The sequence below is a fragment of the Streptomyces sp. NPDC050416 genome, from assembly GCF_044458845.1.
In the GTDB taxonomy this organism is placed as follows: Bacteria; Actinomycetota; Actinomycetes; order Streptomycetales; family Streptomycetaceae; genus Streptomyces.
In genome coordinates this window covers 1-15,854 of the sequence record NZ_JBITII010000004.1, presented here as the reverse complement: position 1 = coordinate 15,854, position 15,854 = coordinate 1, and the positions used below count along the sequence as shown (strand labels likewise).

Genomic DNA, 15,854 nt, shown 5'->3' with positions numbered 1-15,854 from the left:
GTAGAGGTGCATGAGCGAGTCGCACGTCTGGGACGAGGTCGACGCCTACTTCACCGCCCGCCTCGCCCCTGACGACGAAGCCCTGGCGGCCGCCCTGCGCGACAGCGACGCCGCCGGGCTTCCCCACATCAACGTCTCCGGCAACCAGGGCAAGCTCCTCCAGCTCCTGGCCCAGATCCAGGGCGCCCGCCACATCCTGGAGATCGGCACGCTCGGCGGCTACAGCACCATCTGGCTGGGCCGCGCCCTGCCCGCCGACGGACGGCTGGTCTCCCTGGAGTACGACCCCAAGCACGCCGAGGTCGCCGTCCGCAACATCGCCCGCGCCGGCCTGGACAAGCTCGTCGAGGTCCGGGTCGGCCCGGCCCTGGAGTCCCTGCCCAAGCTGGCCGACGAGAACCCGCCCCCCTTCGACCTGGTCTTCATCGACGCCGACAAGGCCAACAACCCGCACTACGTGGAGTGGGCCCTGAAGCTCACCAGCACGGGCAGCCTGATCGTCCTCGACAACGTCGTCCGCGGCGGCCGCGTCACCGACGCGGCGAGCACGGCACCGGACGTGACGGGCACCCGCGCCGCGATCGAACTGATCGGCAGCCACCCGAGGTTGAGCGGCACGGCCATCCAGACGGTCGGCATGAAGGGGTACGACGGGTTCGCGCTGGCACGGGTGCTGGCCTGACCCTCGGCGTCACACCTCGTGGAAGAAACCGACGTTGACGCTGCGCGGGGCGGTGCGGTCCTGGACGATGACCTCGCCGCTGCCGCCCCTGGGCAGCGGGACGGTGCCGCCATAGGCGAGGGGCTGGACGTACTCCCCCACCGTGAGCCGGACTTCGGAGGACGGGTCGGGCTGGGAGCCGCGCAGCCAGGTCAGCTGCCAGGTCCCGTCGGGCCCGCACAGGAACTCCAGGTGGACGCGGGAGACGAACAACCAGTCGTCCGGCGTGGAGAGCCGGCACACCGACTTGTCACGGCCCACCCGCAGCACGGCGCCCGGCTCGCTGGGCGCGTCGGCCATGAGCATGCCGGCCGTGGCACCCTCCTCCGCCGCGGACACGGCGGCCATGGTGAGTTCGAGCACGTGCGCTCCTCCTGAGACGTCCTGATGGGACTGCAAGCCCGCCGCATGATAGAACGCCAGGCCGCACGGTGTCCGGCACAATGGGTACATGACCGAGCGAAAGCCACCCGGCGTCGACTTCGAGTCCTGGGTCGACAAGCAGATCCGTGACGCGGAGACACGCGGGGAGTTCGAGCGGCTGCCGGGGGCGGGCAAGCCGCTGCCGGCCGACGTGGACGCCACGTACGACGAACTGTGGTGGGTCAAGCGGAAGATGGCCCGCGAGGGCCTCTCGGTCCTGCCGCCGACGCTGGCGCTGCGCAAGGAGGCGGAGGACGCGCTCCTGGCCGCGTACGCGGCGCCTTCGGAGCAGGCCGTCAGGAAGATCATCGGCGAGATCAACGACAAGATCCGCGACATGATGTTCAAGCCGCCGCCCGGGCCCCCGCTCGGTAAGAAGCCGTACGACGTCGAGGACGTCGTACGGCAGTGGCGGGAGCGCCGGGCAGGCCGGTGACCGGGGTTCGGTTCGGAGCACCCGGCTCAGACGTGCAGCAGCCGTTCCGCCAGCTCCCGGTAGTCCTTCAGGGCCAGCCGGAGCTGCTCGGTGTCGCCGCTCGACACGGGCTTGCCCTCGCCGCCCTCCACCGCTTGCCAGGAGTGGCGCAGGGTGCGGCGGCGCTGCGTCACGGCCTCGGTGAACCGGGCCGTGATCTCCTCCAGCACGTGGTCGGCCTCCTCGACGGCGGCCCGGGGCGCGTCGACGAACTCGGCGACGGCGTGGTGCAACTGCGAGGTGAGTTTGTCGGACTCGTCGTGGGGGAGCAGGTGCGCGGGCGTGCCGTGGGAGCCGTGGGAGGTGCCTTCCCGTTCCTTGGCACCGGTGAGACCCGTGCCGTGACCGGTGCCATGGCCGGTGCCCAGGGCGGTCTCACCGCGGGCGTCGGGGTCGGAGGAGGAGCCAGGGGTGCCGGGGGTGTGGGAGGTGGCGCCTGGGGTGACGCGCGTGTCAGAGGTGACCTGCGCGTCGCGGGTGTCGTCGCCGGGCGGTCGGGTCATGTCGGACATCGATCTCAACTCTCCTTCGCCTGACGTCGGTGCATCGCCCACGGCATGTGTCCGCCGCGGCCGGCGGTGGCCTTGCGGCCGCCGTTCAGCCCCGCCTTGTGCCGTCCGCCCTCATGGCGTCCGCCCAGGTGCGGGCCGGCGACGTGGTCTCCGCCGTCGTGGCGGGCCGGACGCACCAGCTCCTCGAACAGGGCGCGGGCCGCCACCATGGCCTCGCGCATGTCTTCCGTACCGGTGCCGCCGTCCCGGGCGTCGTCCGCGCGCAGGTGCGCCGCGCGGTGGACGCGCCGGTAGCCGTCCACGTGGTGGGCGTGGTGCACGGACAGCGCCGCGAGCTGTTCCTCGTACTGCCCGCCGTCCGGGAAGCCCCGGGCACCGGCGAGCTCCGCGAGCAGCCGGTCCGCCTCGGCGACCGCCTCGCGCGGCGAGTCGACGAACCGCTCCTGAGCGGCCGTCCAGCGCGCCTCGTACTGCTCGCGCTGCGCCGGCTCCAGCGCGCGTTCGCGCAGCTCACCGTGGCGCTCCACGCGCTCGGCGAGCTCGCGCTCGGCGGCCTTGGTGTCGCCGTCGTGCCGGGCGACGGCCAGGTCGTACTCGGGTCCGAAGCGCCGCTTCAGGCTCGGGCCGCGCCGAGCCCCTCGGGCGCGCAGGGTCATGGCGGCCGCGATGATGACGACGACCGCCGCGATCACGATCAGAGCAATGATCAGGCCAGTGGACATGAATGCCTTCCGGGTTCTCGGCCCAACCGGCTCTCCTCGCGAGCCGGTTCGCCGACCGGGTAGCCCGGAAGCAGGCCCCCAAACGGCGCCCGGGTCCGGACGCCCCCGGGGTAATCGGGTTGCGGACCCGCTACGGCCGCCGCGGAGAATGCCGGCCATGACCTGGACCGTGACCCCGGAACCGTACGACTCCCCCGTCGCCGCCGCCCTGTGGCGGGCGTACTACACCGAGGTCAGCGACCGCTGGTACCTGCTGCACGAGGGGCGCCGGACCGACCCGGACGAGCTGGAGCGGGAGATCGCCAAGGAGCCGGGCGCCGATCTCGCTCCGCCCGCCGGGCAGTTGCTCATCGCCCGGTACGGCGGTGAGCCGGCCGGCACCGCGGGCGTACGGCTGGTCGAGGGCACGACAGCCGAGCTCAAGCGGGTCTTCCTGCGCGAGGCGATGCGCGGCAAGGGCGGTGCCGCGCTGCTGGTCCGGGCCGCCGAGGACGCCGCCCGCGCACTCGGTGCCCGGCGGATGATCCTCGACACCCGCGGTGACCTCGTCGAGGCCCGCGCCCTCTACACCCGGCTCGGCTACGAGGAGACCGAGCCGCACAACGACGACACGTACGCCGAGCACTGGTTCACCAAGCACCTCACCTGAACCAGAAGTTCTCTTTTTTTCAGACCGCCCGCCCCACCGGTCGCTCGACGTGCGGCCGCTCGGCATAGGGCCGCTCCCGGCGCGAGCCGCACAGTTCGCCGTTCAACTCCCGCACGAGTTGGACGAGGTCGGTCGGACGGTCCGGCCCCCACCAGTCGCCGAGCAGCTCGGCGAGGGACGCCTCACGGGCCTCGGCCAGCCGCTCGGCGACCTCGCGTCCCCGGTCGGTCAGCACCATGTCGAGGCCCGTGCGCACGGCCAGCCCGCGCTCCTCGACCTGGCGCACGGCCGCCATGATCACGGGCAGCGACACGGGCATCCGCTCGGCCAGCACGGCCGGCTCCACCGAGCCGTACCGCCTGATCCGCAGCAGCAGCCAGCTCGCCGCGGGCAGCAGGTCGTAGCCCGCCCGGGCGGTGATCTCCCGGTAGATCTCGCGCCGCCCCGCGCGGGTGCCGAGCACCGACAGCGCACGGCACACCTCGTCGTACGAGGAGCGCTCCACGGGGTTGCTGGCCAGGGTCTCCGTGACGTCGGGCGCGGTGACCGAGCCGCGCAGCCGGTCCTCCTTCAGGAACCAGGCCAGCACGAAGCCGAGGAGTGCGACCGGGGCGGCGTACAGGAAGACGTCCGTGATGGCCACGGAGTACGCGTGCAGGGCCGGCGGGCGCAGGCCGGGCGGCAGGGCGGCGATGCCGCGCGGATCGGCCTCCAGCGCGCCCACGGAGACACCGGGCGGCAGCGGGGTTCCCCGGAGGGCGTCCGTGAGCTGGTCGCCGAGCCGGCCCGCGAAGACCGTACCGAAGACGGCCACGCCGAACGAGGCGCCGATGGAGCGGAAGAAGGTGGCGCCGGAGGTGGCGACGCCCAGGTCCTCGTACGGGACGGCGTTCTGCACGATGAGCACGAGGACCTGCATCACCAGGCCGAGGCCGAGTCCGAAGACGAAGAAGAAGCCGCTCAGCTCGGCGGTGGAGCTGTGCTCGTCGAGTCGGTGGAGCAGGAGCAGCCCGAGGGTGGTGACGCCGGTGCCGGCGATCGGGAACACCTTCCAGCGGCCGGTCCGGCTGACGATCTGCCCGGAGGCGGTGGAGGCCAGCAGCAGCCCCAGCACCATCGGCAGCATGTGCACACCGGACATGGTCGGGCTGATGCCCTGCACGACCTGGAGGAAGGTCGGCAGGTAGACCATCGCGCCGAACATGGCGAAGCCGACGACGAAACTGATCACGGCGGCGAGCGTGAAGGTGCGCACGCGGAAGAGTTTCAGCGGCAGGACGGGTTCGGCGGCCCGCCGCTCGACGGCCACGAAGGCGACGGCGAGGACGACGCCGAGCACCGCGAGGGCGACGATCTGCGCGGACCCCCAGCCCCAGGTCGTGCCCCCGAGGGAGGCGACGAGCACCAGGCAGGTGGCGACGGCCGCGATGAGGAACGTGCCGAGGTAGTCGATGACGTGCCGCTGCGTCCGGCGCGGGATGTGCAGCACGGCCGCGATCACGGCGAGCGCGACGACGCCGACGGGCAGGTTGACGTAGAACACCCAGCGCCAGCTCGCGTGCTGGGTGAACAGCCCGCCGAGCAGCGGCCCGAGCACACTGGTGGCGCCGAACACGGCCCCGAACAGCCCTTGGTAACGCCCGCGTTCACGAGGCGGGACGAGATCCCCGACGATGGCCATCGACAACACGATCAGCCCGCCGCCGCCGAGCCCCTGCACGGCCCGGAAGGCGATGAGCTGCGTCATGTCCTGCGCCGCGCCGCACAGCGCGGAGCCGACGAGGAAGATCACGATCGCCGTCTGGAACAGCCGCTTCCGGCCGTACTGGTCGCCGAGTTTGCCCCACAGCGGGGTCGCGGCGGTCGCGGCCAGCAGATAGGCGGTGACCACCCAGGACAGGTGATCCATGCCGCCGAGGTCGCTGACGATGGTGGGCAGCGCGGTGGACACGATGGTCTGGTCGAGGGCGGCGAGCAGCATGCCGAGCAGCAGGGCGCCGATGGAGACCAGGACGTTGCCGGGCACCTGCTCCCGGACGGCGGCGCCCTGGTCCGATGCCTTCGTGGCGTGCGCATGCTCGGCCATGAGACCTCCCGAGGGTCCTGTGACATTTTCCATCGTGACCGGTGTGACGTGTTATGGCCCGCCGAGTCCTTTTGGAAGCTTTCATTCCGGGAGCTGGCCGTCCGCGCTGTGGAGAAGATCTGGATAATCTCTGGAGTTCGCGAGGGGAGCTGGAATTCGCGAGGGGAGGGAGGAACGCGTGGAACAGCCGAACGGCCACCCGTGCCCGGAGTGCGGCACGCCCAGACAGCCGGACAACACCCCGTCCTGCACCTGCACGCACCGCGCCGCAGAGGCCCTCCGCAACGCCCGCACGATGGAGGCGGCGGCAGCGGAGGACTTCGACCCACTCCGCATCCGCCCGTACGTCGAACTCACGCCCGACACGCCGACACGGTCCCCCGGGGACGGGGACACGCCGGGCCGCCCCACGCGGGCAGCCGACGCCGCCCCGCGACGACCCCACACGACGGCCCAGGGCCCCGAGCGGCCCACCCGGGCCGACGACGCCGCACGGCGATCCCACGCGGACCACCCGTCCACGCCTACGGACGTAACGACCTCGGACCCCGAGCAGCCCACCCGCGCGGCCGACGACACCCGACGGCGACCCCACACGGACGGCAGGCCCACGCCCACGGGGACCTCCCACACCGAGAACCCGGCGCCGACCCCCGAAGGCGCCCCGCGACCAACCCGCGCGGACGCTCCGCCCACGCCCTCGCACACCACGACCTCCGGCCCCGAACAACCCACCCGCGCGGCCGACGACGCCCCACGGCGACCCCACACGGACGGCAGGCCCACGCCTACAGGGACCTCCCACACCGAGTCATCGGCGCCGACCCCGGAAGGCGCCCCGCGACCAACCCACGCGGACGCTCCGCCCACGCCCTCGCACACCACGACCTCCGGCCCCGATCAGCCCACCCGGGCAACCGACAACACCCCACGGCGACCCCACACGGACGGCAGGCCCACGCCTACAGGGACCTCCCACACCGAGTCATCGGCGCCGACCCCGGAAGGCACCCCGCGCCGGATGCCCGGGCGACCGGTCGACGGCGCCCCGCGACTGTCCCGAACCCACCCGGCCGGGCCCCGGCACGCCGACGGCCCCGCACAGCCGTCCGGGGCGGACGCACCCACCCCGCCCCCGCTCGCCCAGACCCCGCCTGTCGACGACCCTGCCCGGGCGGCCGGTCCCCGCGCGGACGTGCCGACCACGCTCTGGCACGCGAAGGGAGCGGGCCTCGAGCACCCCACGCGGGCACCCGAAGGCACCCCCAGGCAAACCCACGCGGACAGCTCGCTCTCGCCCACGGACCGCACGGAGCCCGCACGGGCGAGCGAAGGCGCCCCGCGACGAGCTCCCGGGCCGACACCCGACAGCGCCCCGCGACCGCCCCGGACCCACCCGACGGAGCCCCGGCACGCCGACGAGCCGTCCCCGGCGAACCGTTCCGCCTCACCCCGGCACGGCCAGGTCTCGCCTGCCGACGTTCATGGCCGGGCGGCCGAGGGCGCCCCGCGACGCGCCCGCACGGACAGCCCGTCCGCACCCCCGCACACGACGGCCTCGGCCCCCGAGCACGCCGCCCGGGCGGCCGAAGAGACCTCACGGCGAACGCAGGCAGACAGTCGGCACTCGACCGCGGAGCACTCACACCCCCAAGCCTTACCGCAGGCGAGCGAAGGCGCCCCGCGCCGCACTCCCGGGCAGACGGCCGACGACGCCCCGCGACCGCCTCAGAACCATCCGGCGGACCGGCGGCGGCACACCGTCGAGCCCGCACAGGCAGCCGAGGGCGCCCCGCGACGGCCCGTGACGAACCCCGGGCAGACCTTGCGCGCCGAAGGCGCCGCGCCGCCGTCCTCCCCCGCCGACGCGACCATGCCCCTGCGCCCGGTCGACCCGGACGCGACCACCGTGCTGCCGACCTCCCCGGATACCTCCGTCCTGCCGACCCCCCTGGCCCCCGCCGCGACCGAACCCAGCGTCACCGACCTGCGGCTTTTCGACGGCACGGGAGGACAGGGCCGGGGCAGGCCGGAAGCGGACGAGTTCGGCCGGAGGCCCCGGCGTCGGCGGCGTGGCGTGCTGCTCGGTGTGGCCGCCGGGGCCTGTGCCGCCGTCGTGGCCGCGGCCGGGCTCGCGAGCGGGCTGTTCTCCTACGAGGCGCCGTCCCGGGACACCGCACTGCCGGACGACCTCCGGGCCAGCGTGCCGGACGCCCCGTCGAGCAGCCCGGCGTCCACGCCCCCGGCGCAGAGCGGACAGGTCACGCCGTCGGCCCCCGCCGCACCGCCGCCGTCACCGTCGGCCACCAGGAGCCCGTCGGCCTCCCCGTCACCGTCCGCGTCGAGCGCCTCGCCGAGCCCGTCGCAGTCGGCCACCCCGTCGGCGCCCGCGACGTCCGCCACGGCCACCGGCCCCGGGAACGCGCCACCGGACAACTCCCGCCAGAGCGGCGGCCCGACCGTCCTGCGCCTGGGCGACCGCGGCCCGGAGGTCACCGAACTCCAGCTCCGGCTGCGCCAGTTGTACCTCTACGGCGAGGACCCCGACGGCGACTACGACGGCCGGCTCGAGGAGGCCGTCCGCAATTACCAGTGGTCACGCGGCATCCAGACCGACGACCTCGGCGTCTACGACCGGGAGACGCGGGCCAAGCTGGAGTCGGAAACCAAGAAGCCGTAACCGCCCCGGCCGCTCTACTGTGACGCCGTGACTACTCAGGTGATCGTGCTCAACGGCGGTTCCAGTTCGGGCAAGTCCGGGATCGTCCGGTGTCTGCAAGAGGTGCTGCCGGACCCGTGGCCGGCCTTCGGCGTCGACTCGTTCGTCGAGGCGCTGCCCGCGCGGATGCGGGGCTCTGAGGGCGGGATCACCTTCACGGCGGACGGCGGGGTGAGCGTGGGCGCGCAGTTCCGCGCACTGGACGCGGCCTGGACCGAGGGCATCGCCGCGATGGCCAGAGCCGGCGCCGGGATCATCGTCGACGACGTCTTCCTCGGCGGTCCGCACTCCCAGGAGCGCTGGCAGAAGGCATTGGCCGGACTCGACGTGCTGTGGGTCGGCGTCAGGTGCGACAGCGCGGTCGCCGAGGGCCGTGAGATCGCCCGCGGGGACCGCGTCCGGGGCATGGCCGCGTCCCAGGCACACCTCGCGCACGAGGGCGTGCACTACGACCTGGAGGTGGACACCACCCACACCGAGGCCCTGGAGTGCGCGCGCACCATCGCCGCCCACCTCTGACCGACCGGACGACGACGCCCCTCATCCGACAGCCGGCGCGCGTTCCTCACCCGATGTGCAGCCGGATCGTCCCGTCCCCCACGGCCTCCACACGCACCCGCGTCAGGTCGTCCACCACCACGTCCGGCTCGTGGAACGCGGCCCGGGGCCCGACCCCGACCACCGTCATCCCGGCGGCGCGCCCCGCCGCGATCCCGGCGCCGGAGTCCTCGAAGACCACACAGTCCGAGGGCGCCACACCCAGTTCGGCGGCGCCCTTCAGAAAGCCCTCCGGGTCCGGCTTGCTCGCCCCGACGGACTCCGCGGTCACCCGTACCTCGGGCAGGTCCAGCCCGGCCGCGGCCATCCGCGCCGTCGACAGCGGAACGTCGGCGGAGGTCACGAGCGCGTGCGGCAGCCCCCGCAGCGAGGCGAGGAACTCCGGCGCTCCGGGGATCGGGACGACGCCCTCGGTGTCGGCCGTCTCCTCAGCGAGCATCCGGGCGTTGTCCGCGTGGTTCTGCTCCATCGGCCGGCCGGGCAGCAGCAGCGCCATCGACGCGTAGCCCTGCCGTCCGTGGACGACCTTCATGACCTCGTCCGGGTCGAGCCCCTGCCGCTCGGACCAGCGCCGCCATACGCGTTCGACCGAGGCGTCGGAGTTGACGAGGGTGCCGTCCATGTCCAGCAGGAGGGCGCGGGCGGTGAGCACGGCGGTGGCCGTCATCGGCAGCTCCAAGGCTCAGGGCGCGGACGAGGGCGCACGGCAGCCCCCGGGAGGGACAAGGCGGCCCCGCCCGCCGGTCAGGGAAAACGGGCGGGAGCCACTTTGTTTCTCCACGGTACAAAACAATCCCCGGATCGGCCAGGGTCTCCCGCAGACGTTCACTCGCCGTTCAGCTCGCCCCGGGTCACCGGGTCACGGCCTCCCACAGGCTCCACACCCCGAGTGCGAGCATCACCAGCGCCGCGATCTGCGTGATCAGCCGCAGCGGCACCTTCCTCATCAGCGCCTTTCCGCCGACGATGCCGATCCCGGCCACCGCCCACAGCGCGAGCACCGCGCCCAGACCGACGGAGAGCGGGTCGTCGTAGCGGGCGGCCAGGTTCGCCGTCATGATCTGCGTGAGATCGCCGAACTCGGCGACCAGGATGAGCATGAACCCGGCTCCCGAGACCTTCCAGAAGGACTGGTTCTCCGGCTTGCGGACCTCCTCCTCGTCCTCGCCCTTCTTCAGCAGCAGGACCGCGGCTCCGCCCAGGAAGAGCACGCCCGTCAGCGCCTGCACGATCTGCTGCGGCAGCAGCGTCAGCACACTGCCCGCCGCGACCGCGAGCGCGACATGCAGCGCGAACGCGGCGGCGACACCGGCGAAGACGTAGGAGGCGCGATAGCGGGTGCCGAGGACGAGTCCGGCCAGGGCGGTCTTGTCCGGCAGTTCGGCGAGAAAGACGACGCCGAAGACGACGGCCGTCACGGTCAGGCTGATCAAGGGTTCCTCAATCGGTCGGGGCTGCCCCACCGAGAGTGCTGGATCCTCACACACGACACCTCGGCACGGCAGCACACTCGGCACCCGTGCCGTAGGGCACGGGCGTGTACTGCTTGCCGAAGGTCTCGCTGGCGGGACCCCTGGACGGACCAGTGGACCTGCCTCCGGCGCCGGCTCAGACGAGCTGAGCAGTATGTCGACGGTCCGGCGAAGAGCTACTCCCCTTCTGCGCCGTCCATGGTACGCGACACCCCTGGAGCGAAAAGTTCCGCCGTGAACCTTGTCATGTCATGCACGCGTCACTAACTTCTCACCGGGCGCATACCTCCCCGCAACACGGCGCGACGAGCATTCCCTCGCTCGCAGCCCAACGCCCCCACCTCACAAGGGAGTTCGCATGCCGAAGTTCTACGCGCGTCGACGGCTCAGCATACTCGCGGGCCTCACCGGTCTCATAGCCTCGGCCGGGCTGCTCAACGGCCCGGCCGCCTCCGCCGCCCTGCCCACCCCCGTCAGCGGGGCCACCGCCCGCTCCTACCTCGCCTCCCTCACCGTGGCCACCGAGGACCGCACCGGCTACAACCGCGACCTCTTCCCGCACTGGATCACCCAGTCCGGCGCCTGCAACACCCGCGAGGTCGTCCTCAAGCGCGACGGCTCGAACGTCGTCCAGGACTCCTCCTGCGCCGCCACCAGCGGCAGCTGGTACTCCCCCTACGACGGAGCGACCTGGACCGCCGCCTCCGACGTCGACATCGACCACCTGGTCCCGCTGGCCGAGGCCTGGGACTCCGGCGCCGACTCGTGGACGACCTCCCGCCGCCAGTCCTTCGCCAACGACCTGACCCGCCCGCAGCTCATCGCCGTCACCGACAACGTCAACCAGGCCAAGGGCGACCAGGACCCGGCCACCTGGATGCCCTCCCGGACGGCGTACCGCTGCACCTACGTCCGCGCCTGGGTCCAGGTGAAGTACTACTACGGCCTCTCGGTCGACTCGGCCGAGAAGTCCGCGCTCCAGAACCACCTCGCGAACTGCTGACACCTCGCGAACCACTGACACGCGCGATCGCGCGCGCCGGAACCTCCCCGCCGGCCTCCGTCGTTCCGTACCGTACGGGGCGACGGAGAGGGGATCGGCGATGGCCGGACTGCGGCTCGGACCGCTGCTGAGACACACCGACGGCTCGTCCGCGACCGTCTGGGTCGAGACGAGCCGTCCGTGCAAGGCCGCGGTGCGCTGCGCCGACGGCGCCGGCGGCACGACCCCGACCTTCCAGGTCGCGGGCCACCACTACGCGCTGATCCCGGTGACGGGCCTCACGGCCGGTACGACCACGACGTACGAGGTCTTCCTCGACGGCACCCGCGTGTGGCCGCTGCCCGAATCCCCCTTCCCGCCCTCGGCGATCCACGCGCCGGGCGGCGAGGGCGGCTTCCGCGTCGCCTTCGGCTCCTGCCGCTGGGCCGCCCCGCCGGCCGGCGGGCACGACCCCGTGGGCCCGGACGCCCTGGACGCGCTGGCCACCCGGCTCGTGGCCGACCCGGAGGGCGAGCGGCCCGACGTCCTGCTGCTGCTCGGCGACCAGGTGTACGCCGACGAGACCTCGGAAACGACACAGCGCTGGCTGGCGGCCCGGCGCGACCTGGACGAACCGCCGGGCAACGGGGTCGCGGACTACGAGGAATACACGCACCTCTACTACGAGTCGTGGCTCGACCCCCGCATCCGCTGGCTGCTGTCCACCGTGCCCAGTTTCATGATCTTCGACGATCACGACGTCATCGACGACTGGAACACCTCCGCCGCCTGGCTCGCCGACATGCGGGCCACCGACTGGTGGCGGGAGCGGCTGCTGAGCGGCCTGATGTCGTACTGGGTCCACCAGCACCTGGGGAACCTCTCCCCGGCGGAGCTGGCGGCCGACCCGGTGTACGAGGGCGTCCGCGCGGTCCCCGACGGCACCGACGTGCTGCGCACCTTCGCCGCCCGGGCCGACGCCGACCCGGCCACGGCCCGCTGGAGCTACCGGCGCGACTTCGGGCGCGTGCGCCTGCTGATGGTCGACAGCCGGGCCGCCCGCGTCCTCGACGAGGACCGCCGCGCGATGCTCGACCCGGGCGAGGAGGCCTGGCTGCGCGAGCAGGTACTGGACAGCCCCGGGTCGTACGACCACCTCCTCCTCGGCACCTCGCTGCCCTGGCTGCTGCCGCATCTCGTGCACGACGCCGAGGGCTGGAACGCGGCGCTGTGCCGAGGCGAACGGGGCGAGCGCTGGGCGCGGTTCGGGGAGAAGGTGCGGCGGGCCGCGGACCTGGAGCACTGGTCGGCGTTCCCCGAGTCGTTCGCCGGCCTGGCGGAGCTGATCGCCGAGGCCGGCTCGGGGCGGGACGCCCCGGCGACGGTGTGCGTGCTGTCGGGAGACGTGCACCACGCCTACATCGCCGAGCCCTCGTGGCCCGGGCGGGGCCCGGACGCCCGGGTGGTGCAGCTCGTCTGCTCGCCCGTCCACAACTCCGTCCCCACGTCGATCCGGATGGCCTTCCGCATCGGCTGGAGCGCGGTGGCCCGCGGGCTGGGCCGTGGCCTCGCCCGGCACGGACGCCTCCCCCGGCCGCCGGTCGGCTGGCGCAAGACGGGCGGCCCCTGGTTCGGAAACCAGCTCATGACGCTGACCCTGCGCGGCCGTTCGGCGCGGCTGCGGCTGGAGCAGGCACGGACGCGGGAGGGGAAGGGCCCGCGCCTGACGACCCTGCTGGACTCCGAGCTTGCCCCGTAACCGATGCCTTCCGCCCGTTTGCTGCCCCGGTGACCGTGATGCTCGTGACGCGCCCCACAGCGAGGTCAATCCTTCGCCACGGTCCTCGGCTCCCGCTCCCGGCGACGGCATGATGAGGCGGACCGTCCCCTTCCCCACCGACGGACCGCCGATCGCGCCCCACACGCCCGGGAGTCCCACCCTTGCCTGCGCCGACCGCAGAACCCGCACTGTTTTCCGTCGCGCTGGTCGGTGCCGGCCCGCGCGGTACCAGCGTCCTGGAACGCCTCTGCGCTTCCGCCCCTGAGCTCCTCCCGCCCGGAGCCCGGCTGACGGTCCACGTGATCGACCCGGACCCGCCGGGCCCGGGCCGCGTCTGGCGTACCGACCAGTCGCCCGAGCTGCTGATGAACACCGTGGCCTGCCAGGTGACCCTGTTCACCGACGACAGCGTGGACTGCTCGGGCCCGATCCGCCCGGGCCCGAGCCTGCACGAGTGGGCGCGCGGCACGCTCGGCCCGGACGAGTACCCGACCCGGGCGGAGTACGGCCGTTACCTGGAGTGGGTGTTCGCGCGCGTCGTGCGGGACGCGCCGGCGGCCGTCCGCGTCGAGACGCACCGGGCCCGCGCGGTACGGCTCGACGACGCCTCCGGCGGTCATCAGGTCCTCACCCTCGACGACGGCCGCGCCCTGACCGGCCTGTCCGCCGTGGTCCTGGCCCAGGGGCACCTGCCGACGACCGCCGAGCCGGGCCTGCGGCGCCTGGCGGCCCACGCCGCGCACCACGGCCTGCGCCATGTCCCGCCCGCCAACCCGGCCGACGTCGACCTGTCCCGCGTACCGCCCGGCGAGCCCGTCCTGCTGCGCGGCCTCGGCCTCAACTTCTTCGACCACCAGGCCCTGTTGACGACCGGCCGCGGCGGCCGTTTCGTACGGGACGCCCAGGGGCTGCGTTATCTCCCCTCCGGCCGCGAACCGCGGCTGTACGCCGGGTCGCGGCGCGGCATCCCGTACCAGGCGCGCGGCGACAACGCGAAGGGGGCGTACGGCCGGCACGACCCCCTGGTCCTCACACCGGACGTGATCGCGGGCTTCCGCAAGCGCGCCGACTCCGGGGAGGCGCCCGACTTCCTGGCGGAGATATGGCCGTTGGTCGCCAAGGAGGTGGAGACGGTGTACTGCACCGCGCTGCTGCGGCGGGCCGGAGCCTCCGCGCGGCAGTGCCGGGAGTTCACCGGTCATTTCCTGTCCGTACCGCACGGAGATCCCCATGAGGCCGTGCTGCTGGACCGGTTCGGCGTGGCGGACGCCGACCGCTGGAGCTGGGAGCGGATCTCCCGGCCGTACGCCGGGCGGGAGTTCGCGCATCCCGGCGAGTGGCGCGACTGGCTGCTGTCGTACCTGCGCGAGGACGCCGCGCAGGCCGCCCTGGGCAATGTGCGCGGCCCGCTGAAGGCGGCCCTCGACGTGCTGCGCGACCTGCGCAACGAACTCCGGCTGATCGTCGACCACGGCGGCCTGGCGGGCGCCTCCCGCCGGGATCACCTGGACCGCTGGTACACCCCGCTCAACGCCTTCCTGTCCATCGGCCCGCCCCGGCGCCGCATCGAGGAGCTGGCGGCCCTGGTGGAGGCGGGGGTGGTGCGCGTGCTCGGGCCGCGGCTGAAGGTGACGGAGGCGGACGGGGCCTGGTCGGCGCATTCACCCGACGTGCCGGGTTCGGCCGTCCGTGTGAGAACCCTCATAGAGGCCCGTCTGCCGGAACCCGACCTGCGGAAATCAGCCGACGGGCTCCTCGCGGAGCTGTTGCGGACCGGGCGGTGCCGTCCGCACACCGTCGACGGTTATGAGACAGGCGGTTTGGATGTGACACCACGCCCTTACCATCTGATAGACCGTCAAGGAGTCCCGCATACCAGGCGGTTCGCCTTCGGCGTGCCGACGGAGGGTGTGCACTGGGTGACGGCGGCGGGGGCTCGTCCGGGCGTGGATTCGGTCACGCTTTCGGACGCGGACGCGGTAGCGAGAGCCGCTCTACGTGCGGTTGCGGCGGAAAATGCGCCCCCATCACAGGTGAACCAATGGCCAAATGTTGAACTTGCAAGCATCTATTAGGCCCTCCTAACGTGGGTTACTCATCGGTTCCGTCCCCCGACCGGCCCTCCCCAGGCCGGCCGACCGAAGGAGACCCCCACATGACCGCACGCCTGAACGGCGCGCAGCCGTACGCTCTCGGACTGTTCCGGATCGTCATCGGCCTGCTCTTCGCCTGCCACGGCGCCGTCGCGCTCTTCGGTGTCCTCGGAGGCGTCGACGGCAAGGGCGGTACCGCGGCGACCGGCGCCTGGCCGAACTGGTACGCGGCCGTCATCGAACTCGTCGGCGGCACCCTGGTCCTGCTGGGCCTGGGCACCCGCGCCGCGGCGTTCGTCGCCTCCGGCGCGATGGCGTACGCGTACTTCAAGGTCCACCAGCCGCAGGGCCTGTGGCCGATCGAGAACAGCGGCGAGGGCGCGGCCATGTACTGCTGGTCCATGTTCCTGCTGATCTTCACGGGTTCCGGCGCCTTCGGCGTGGACCGGCTGCTGGCCAAGCGCACCTCGGCGCAGGGCCGGCAGGCCACGGACCAGACGCCGGTGGCGGCCTGAGCCGCGGCTCGGCCGGTGCGCCTCGGACCGTGCGCCTCGGAGCGGGGGGGCGCCCCCCGGGGGGGGGGGGGGGCCCGGGGGGGGGCGGGGGGGTGTGGGGGGAGAAACCACCAAACCGCCCCCCCACCACCCACACCCACCAAAACA

Annotated in this window: 15 protein-coding genes; 9 read left to right on the top strand and 6 right to left on the bottom strand. The window is 73.1% G+C overall.

What is annotated here, in order from left to right; genetic code table 11:
* Window positions 1-10 precede the first annotated feature (10 nt).
* Entirely contained in the window at window positions 11-682 is a 672-nt protein-coding gene (locus tag ACIBL4_RS13325; protein WP_399409398.1) for an O-methyltransferase, read from the top strand.
* Window positions 683-691: 9 nt separating this feature from the next.
* Here ACIBL4_RS13325 and ACIBL4_RS13320 read toward each other — a convergent pair whose 3' ends face one another.
* Complete coding sequence (locus ACIBL4_RS13320) at window positions 692-1,084, bottom strand: hypothetical protein (RefSeq protein WP_307174893.1); 393 nt, start codon at window positions 1,082-1,084, stop codon at window positions 692-694.
* 88 nt (window positions 1,085-1,172) lie between these two features.
* Here ACIBL4_RS13320 and ACIBL4_RS13315 point away from each other — a divergent pair, with 88 nt between their 5' ends.
* On the top strand, window positions 1,173-1,580 hold the full coding sequence (locus ACIBL4_RS13315; protein WP_397623480.1) for a DUF1992 domain-containing protein: 408 nt from the start codon (window positions 1,173-1,175) through the stop codon (window positions 1,578-1,580).
* A 26-nt stretch (window positions 1,581-1,606) separates the two neighbouring features.
* Here ACIBL4_RS13315 and ACIBL4_RS13310 read toward each other — a convergent pair whose 3' ends face one another.
* On the bottom strand, window positions 1,607-2,131 hold the full coding sequence (locus ACIBL4_RS13310) for a hypothetical protein (RefSeq protein WP_399409395.1): 525 nt from the start codon (window positions 2,129-2,131) through the stop codon (window positions 1,607-1,609).
* A 5-nt stretch (window positions 2,132-2,136) separates the two neighbouring features.
* Window positions 2,137-2,853 carry a hypothetical protein gene (locus tag ACIBL4_RS13305; protein WP_399409394.1) on the bottom strand — a complete coding sequence of 239 codons (717 nt, stop codon included), beginning with the start codon at window positions 2,851-2,853 and terminating at the stop codon, window positions 2,137-2,139.
* Window positions 2,854-3,010: 157 nt separating this feature from the next.
* Between ACIBL4_RS13305 and ACIBL4_RS13300 the strand changes: the two genes are divergently transcribed.
* A complete protein-coding gene (locus ACIBL4_RS13300) occupies window positions 3,011-3,502 on the top strand; it encodes a GNAT family N-acetyltransferase (RefSeq protein WP_399409392.1) in 492 nt (163 codons plus the stop codon).
* A 19-nt stretch (window positions 3,503-3,521) separates the two neighbouring features.
* Here ACIBL4_RS13300 and ACIBL4_RS13295 read toward each other — a convergent pair whose 3' ends face one another.
* Entirely contained in the window at window positions 3,522-5,588 is a 2,067-nt protein-coding gene (locus tag ACIBL4_RS13295) for an MFS transporter (RefSeq protein ID WP_399409390.1), read from the bottom strand.
* Window positions 5,589-7,392: 1,804 nt separating this feature from the next.
* Here ACIBL4_RS13295 and ACIBL4_RS13290 point away from each other — a divergent pair.
* Window positions 7,393-8,268 carry a peptidoglycan-binding protein gene (locus ACIBL4_RS13290; RefSeq protein WP_399409388.1) on the top strand — a complete coding sequence of 292 codons (876 nt, stop codon included), beginning with the start codon at window positions 7,393-7,395 and terminating at the stop codon, window positions 8,266-8,268.
* A 27-nt stretch (window positions 8,269-8,295) separates the two neighbouring features.
* Window positions 8,296-8,826 carry a chloramphenicol phosphotransferase CPT gene (cpt, locus tag ACIBL4_RS13285; RefSeq protein WP_399409386.1) on the top strand — a complete coding sequence of 177 codons (531 nt, stop codon included), beginning with the start codon at window positions 8,296-8,298 and terminating at the stop codon, window positions 8,824-8,826.
* Window positions 8,827-8,872: 46 nt separating this feature from the next.
* Here the strand turns inward: cpt and ACIBL4_RS13280 are convergent, their stop codons facing one another.
* Together ACIBL4_RS13280 and ACIBL4_RS13275 are read right to left on the bottom strand one after the other, a co-directional pair.
* Window positions 8,873-9,532 (bottom strand): HAD-IA family hydrolase, encoded by a 660-nt coding sequence (locus ACIBL4_RS13280; protein WP_399409384.1) that lies wholly within the window; start codon window positions 9,530-9,532, stop codon window positions 8,873-8,875.
* A 184-nt stretch (window positions 9,533-9,716) separates the two neighbouring features.
* On the bottom strand, window positions 9,717-10,298 hold the full coding sequence (locus ACIBL4_RS13275) for a TMEM165/GDT1 family protein (protein WP_399409382.1): 582 nt from the start codon (window positions 10,296-10,298) through the stop codon (window positions 9,717-9,719).
* Window positions 10,299-10,695: 397 nt separating this feature from the next.
* Between ACIBL4_RS13275 and ACIBL4_RS13270 the strand changes: the two genes are divergently transcribed.
* The 4 genes from ACIBL4_RS13270 (at window position 10,696) to ACIBL4_RS13255 (ending at window position 15,707) form a co-directional block, all read left to right on the top strand.
* Window positions 10,696-11,340, top strand: a complete 645-nt coding sequence (locus ACIBL4_RS13270) for an HNH endonuclease family protein (RefSeq protein WP_399409379.1) — start codon at window positions 10,696-10,698, stop codon at window positions 11,338-11,340.
* 100 nt (window positions 11,341-11,440) lie between these two features.
* On the top strand, window positions 11,441-13,078 hold the full coding sequence (locus ACIBL4_RS13265; protein WP_399409377.1) for an alkaline phosphatase D family protein: 1,638 nt from the start codon (window positions 11,441-11,443) through the stop codon (window positions 13,076-13,078).
* A 182-nt stretch (window positions 13,079-13,260) separates the two neighbouring features.
* Window positions 13,261-15,174 (top strand): FAD/NAD(P)-binding protein, encoded by a 1,914-nt coding sequence (locus ACIBL4_RS13260; RefSeq protein ID WP_399409375.1) that lies wholly within the window; start codon window positions 13,261-13,263, stop codon window positions 15,172-15,174.
* 80 nt (window positions 15,175-15,254) lie between these two features.
* Window positions 15,255-15,707, top strand: coding sequence for a DoxX family protein (locus ACIBL4_RS13255; RefSeq protein ID WP_356924206.1), 453 nt, complete (start codon window positions 15,255-15,257; stop codon window positions 15,705-15,707).
* Window positions 15,708-15,854 lie beyond the last annotated feature (147 nt).

Bases quoted from the DNA above. Each gene is read 5' to 3' on its own strand.
- ACIBL4_RS13325 (WP_399409398.1), top strand. From the start codon at position 11: ATGAGCGAGTCGCACGTCTGGGACGAGGTCGACGCCTACTTCACCGCC.
- ACIBL4_RS13315 (WP_397623480.1), top strand. From the start codon at position 1,173: ATGACCGAGCGAAAGCCACCCGGCGTCGACTTCGAGTCCTGGGTCGAC.
- ACIBL4_RS13310 (WP_399409395.1), bottom strand. From the start codon at position 2,131: ATGTCCGACATGACCCGACCGCCCGGCGACGACACCCGCGACGCGCAG.
- ACIBL4_RS13305 (WP_399409394.1), bottom strand. From the start codon at position 2,853: ATGTCCACTGGCCTGATCATTGCTCTGATCGTGATCGCGGCGGTCGTC.
- ACIBL4_RS13300 (WP_399409392.1), top strand. From the start codon at position 3,011: ATGACCTGGACCGTGACCCCGGAACCGTACGACTCCCCCGTCGCCGCC.
- ACIBL4_RS13295 (WP_399409390.1), bottom strand. From the start codon at position 5,588: ATGGCCGAGCATGCGCACGCCACGAAGGCATCGGACCAGGGCGCCGCC.
- ACIBL4_RS13280 (WP_399409384.1), bottom strand. From the start codon at position 9,532: ATGACGGCCACCGCCGTGCTCACCGCCCGCGCCCTCCTGCTGGACATG.
- ACIBL4_RS13270 (WP_399409379.1), top strand. From the start codon at position 10,696: ATGCCGAAGTTCTACGCGCGTCGACGGCTCAGCATACTCGCGGGCCTC.
- ACIBL4_RS13265 (WP_399409377.1), top strand. From the start codon at position 11,441: ATGGCCGGACTGCGGCTCGGACCGCTGCTGAGACACACCGACGGCTCG.
- ACIBL4_RS13255 (WP_356924206.1), top strand. From the start codon at position 15,255: ATGACCGCACGCCTGAACGGCGCGCAGCCGTACGCTCTCGGACTGTTC.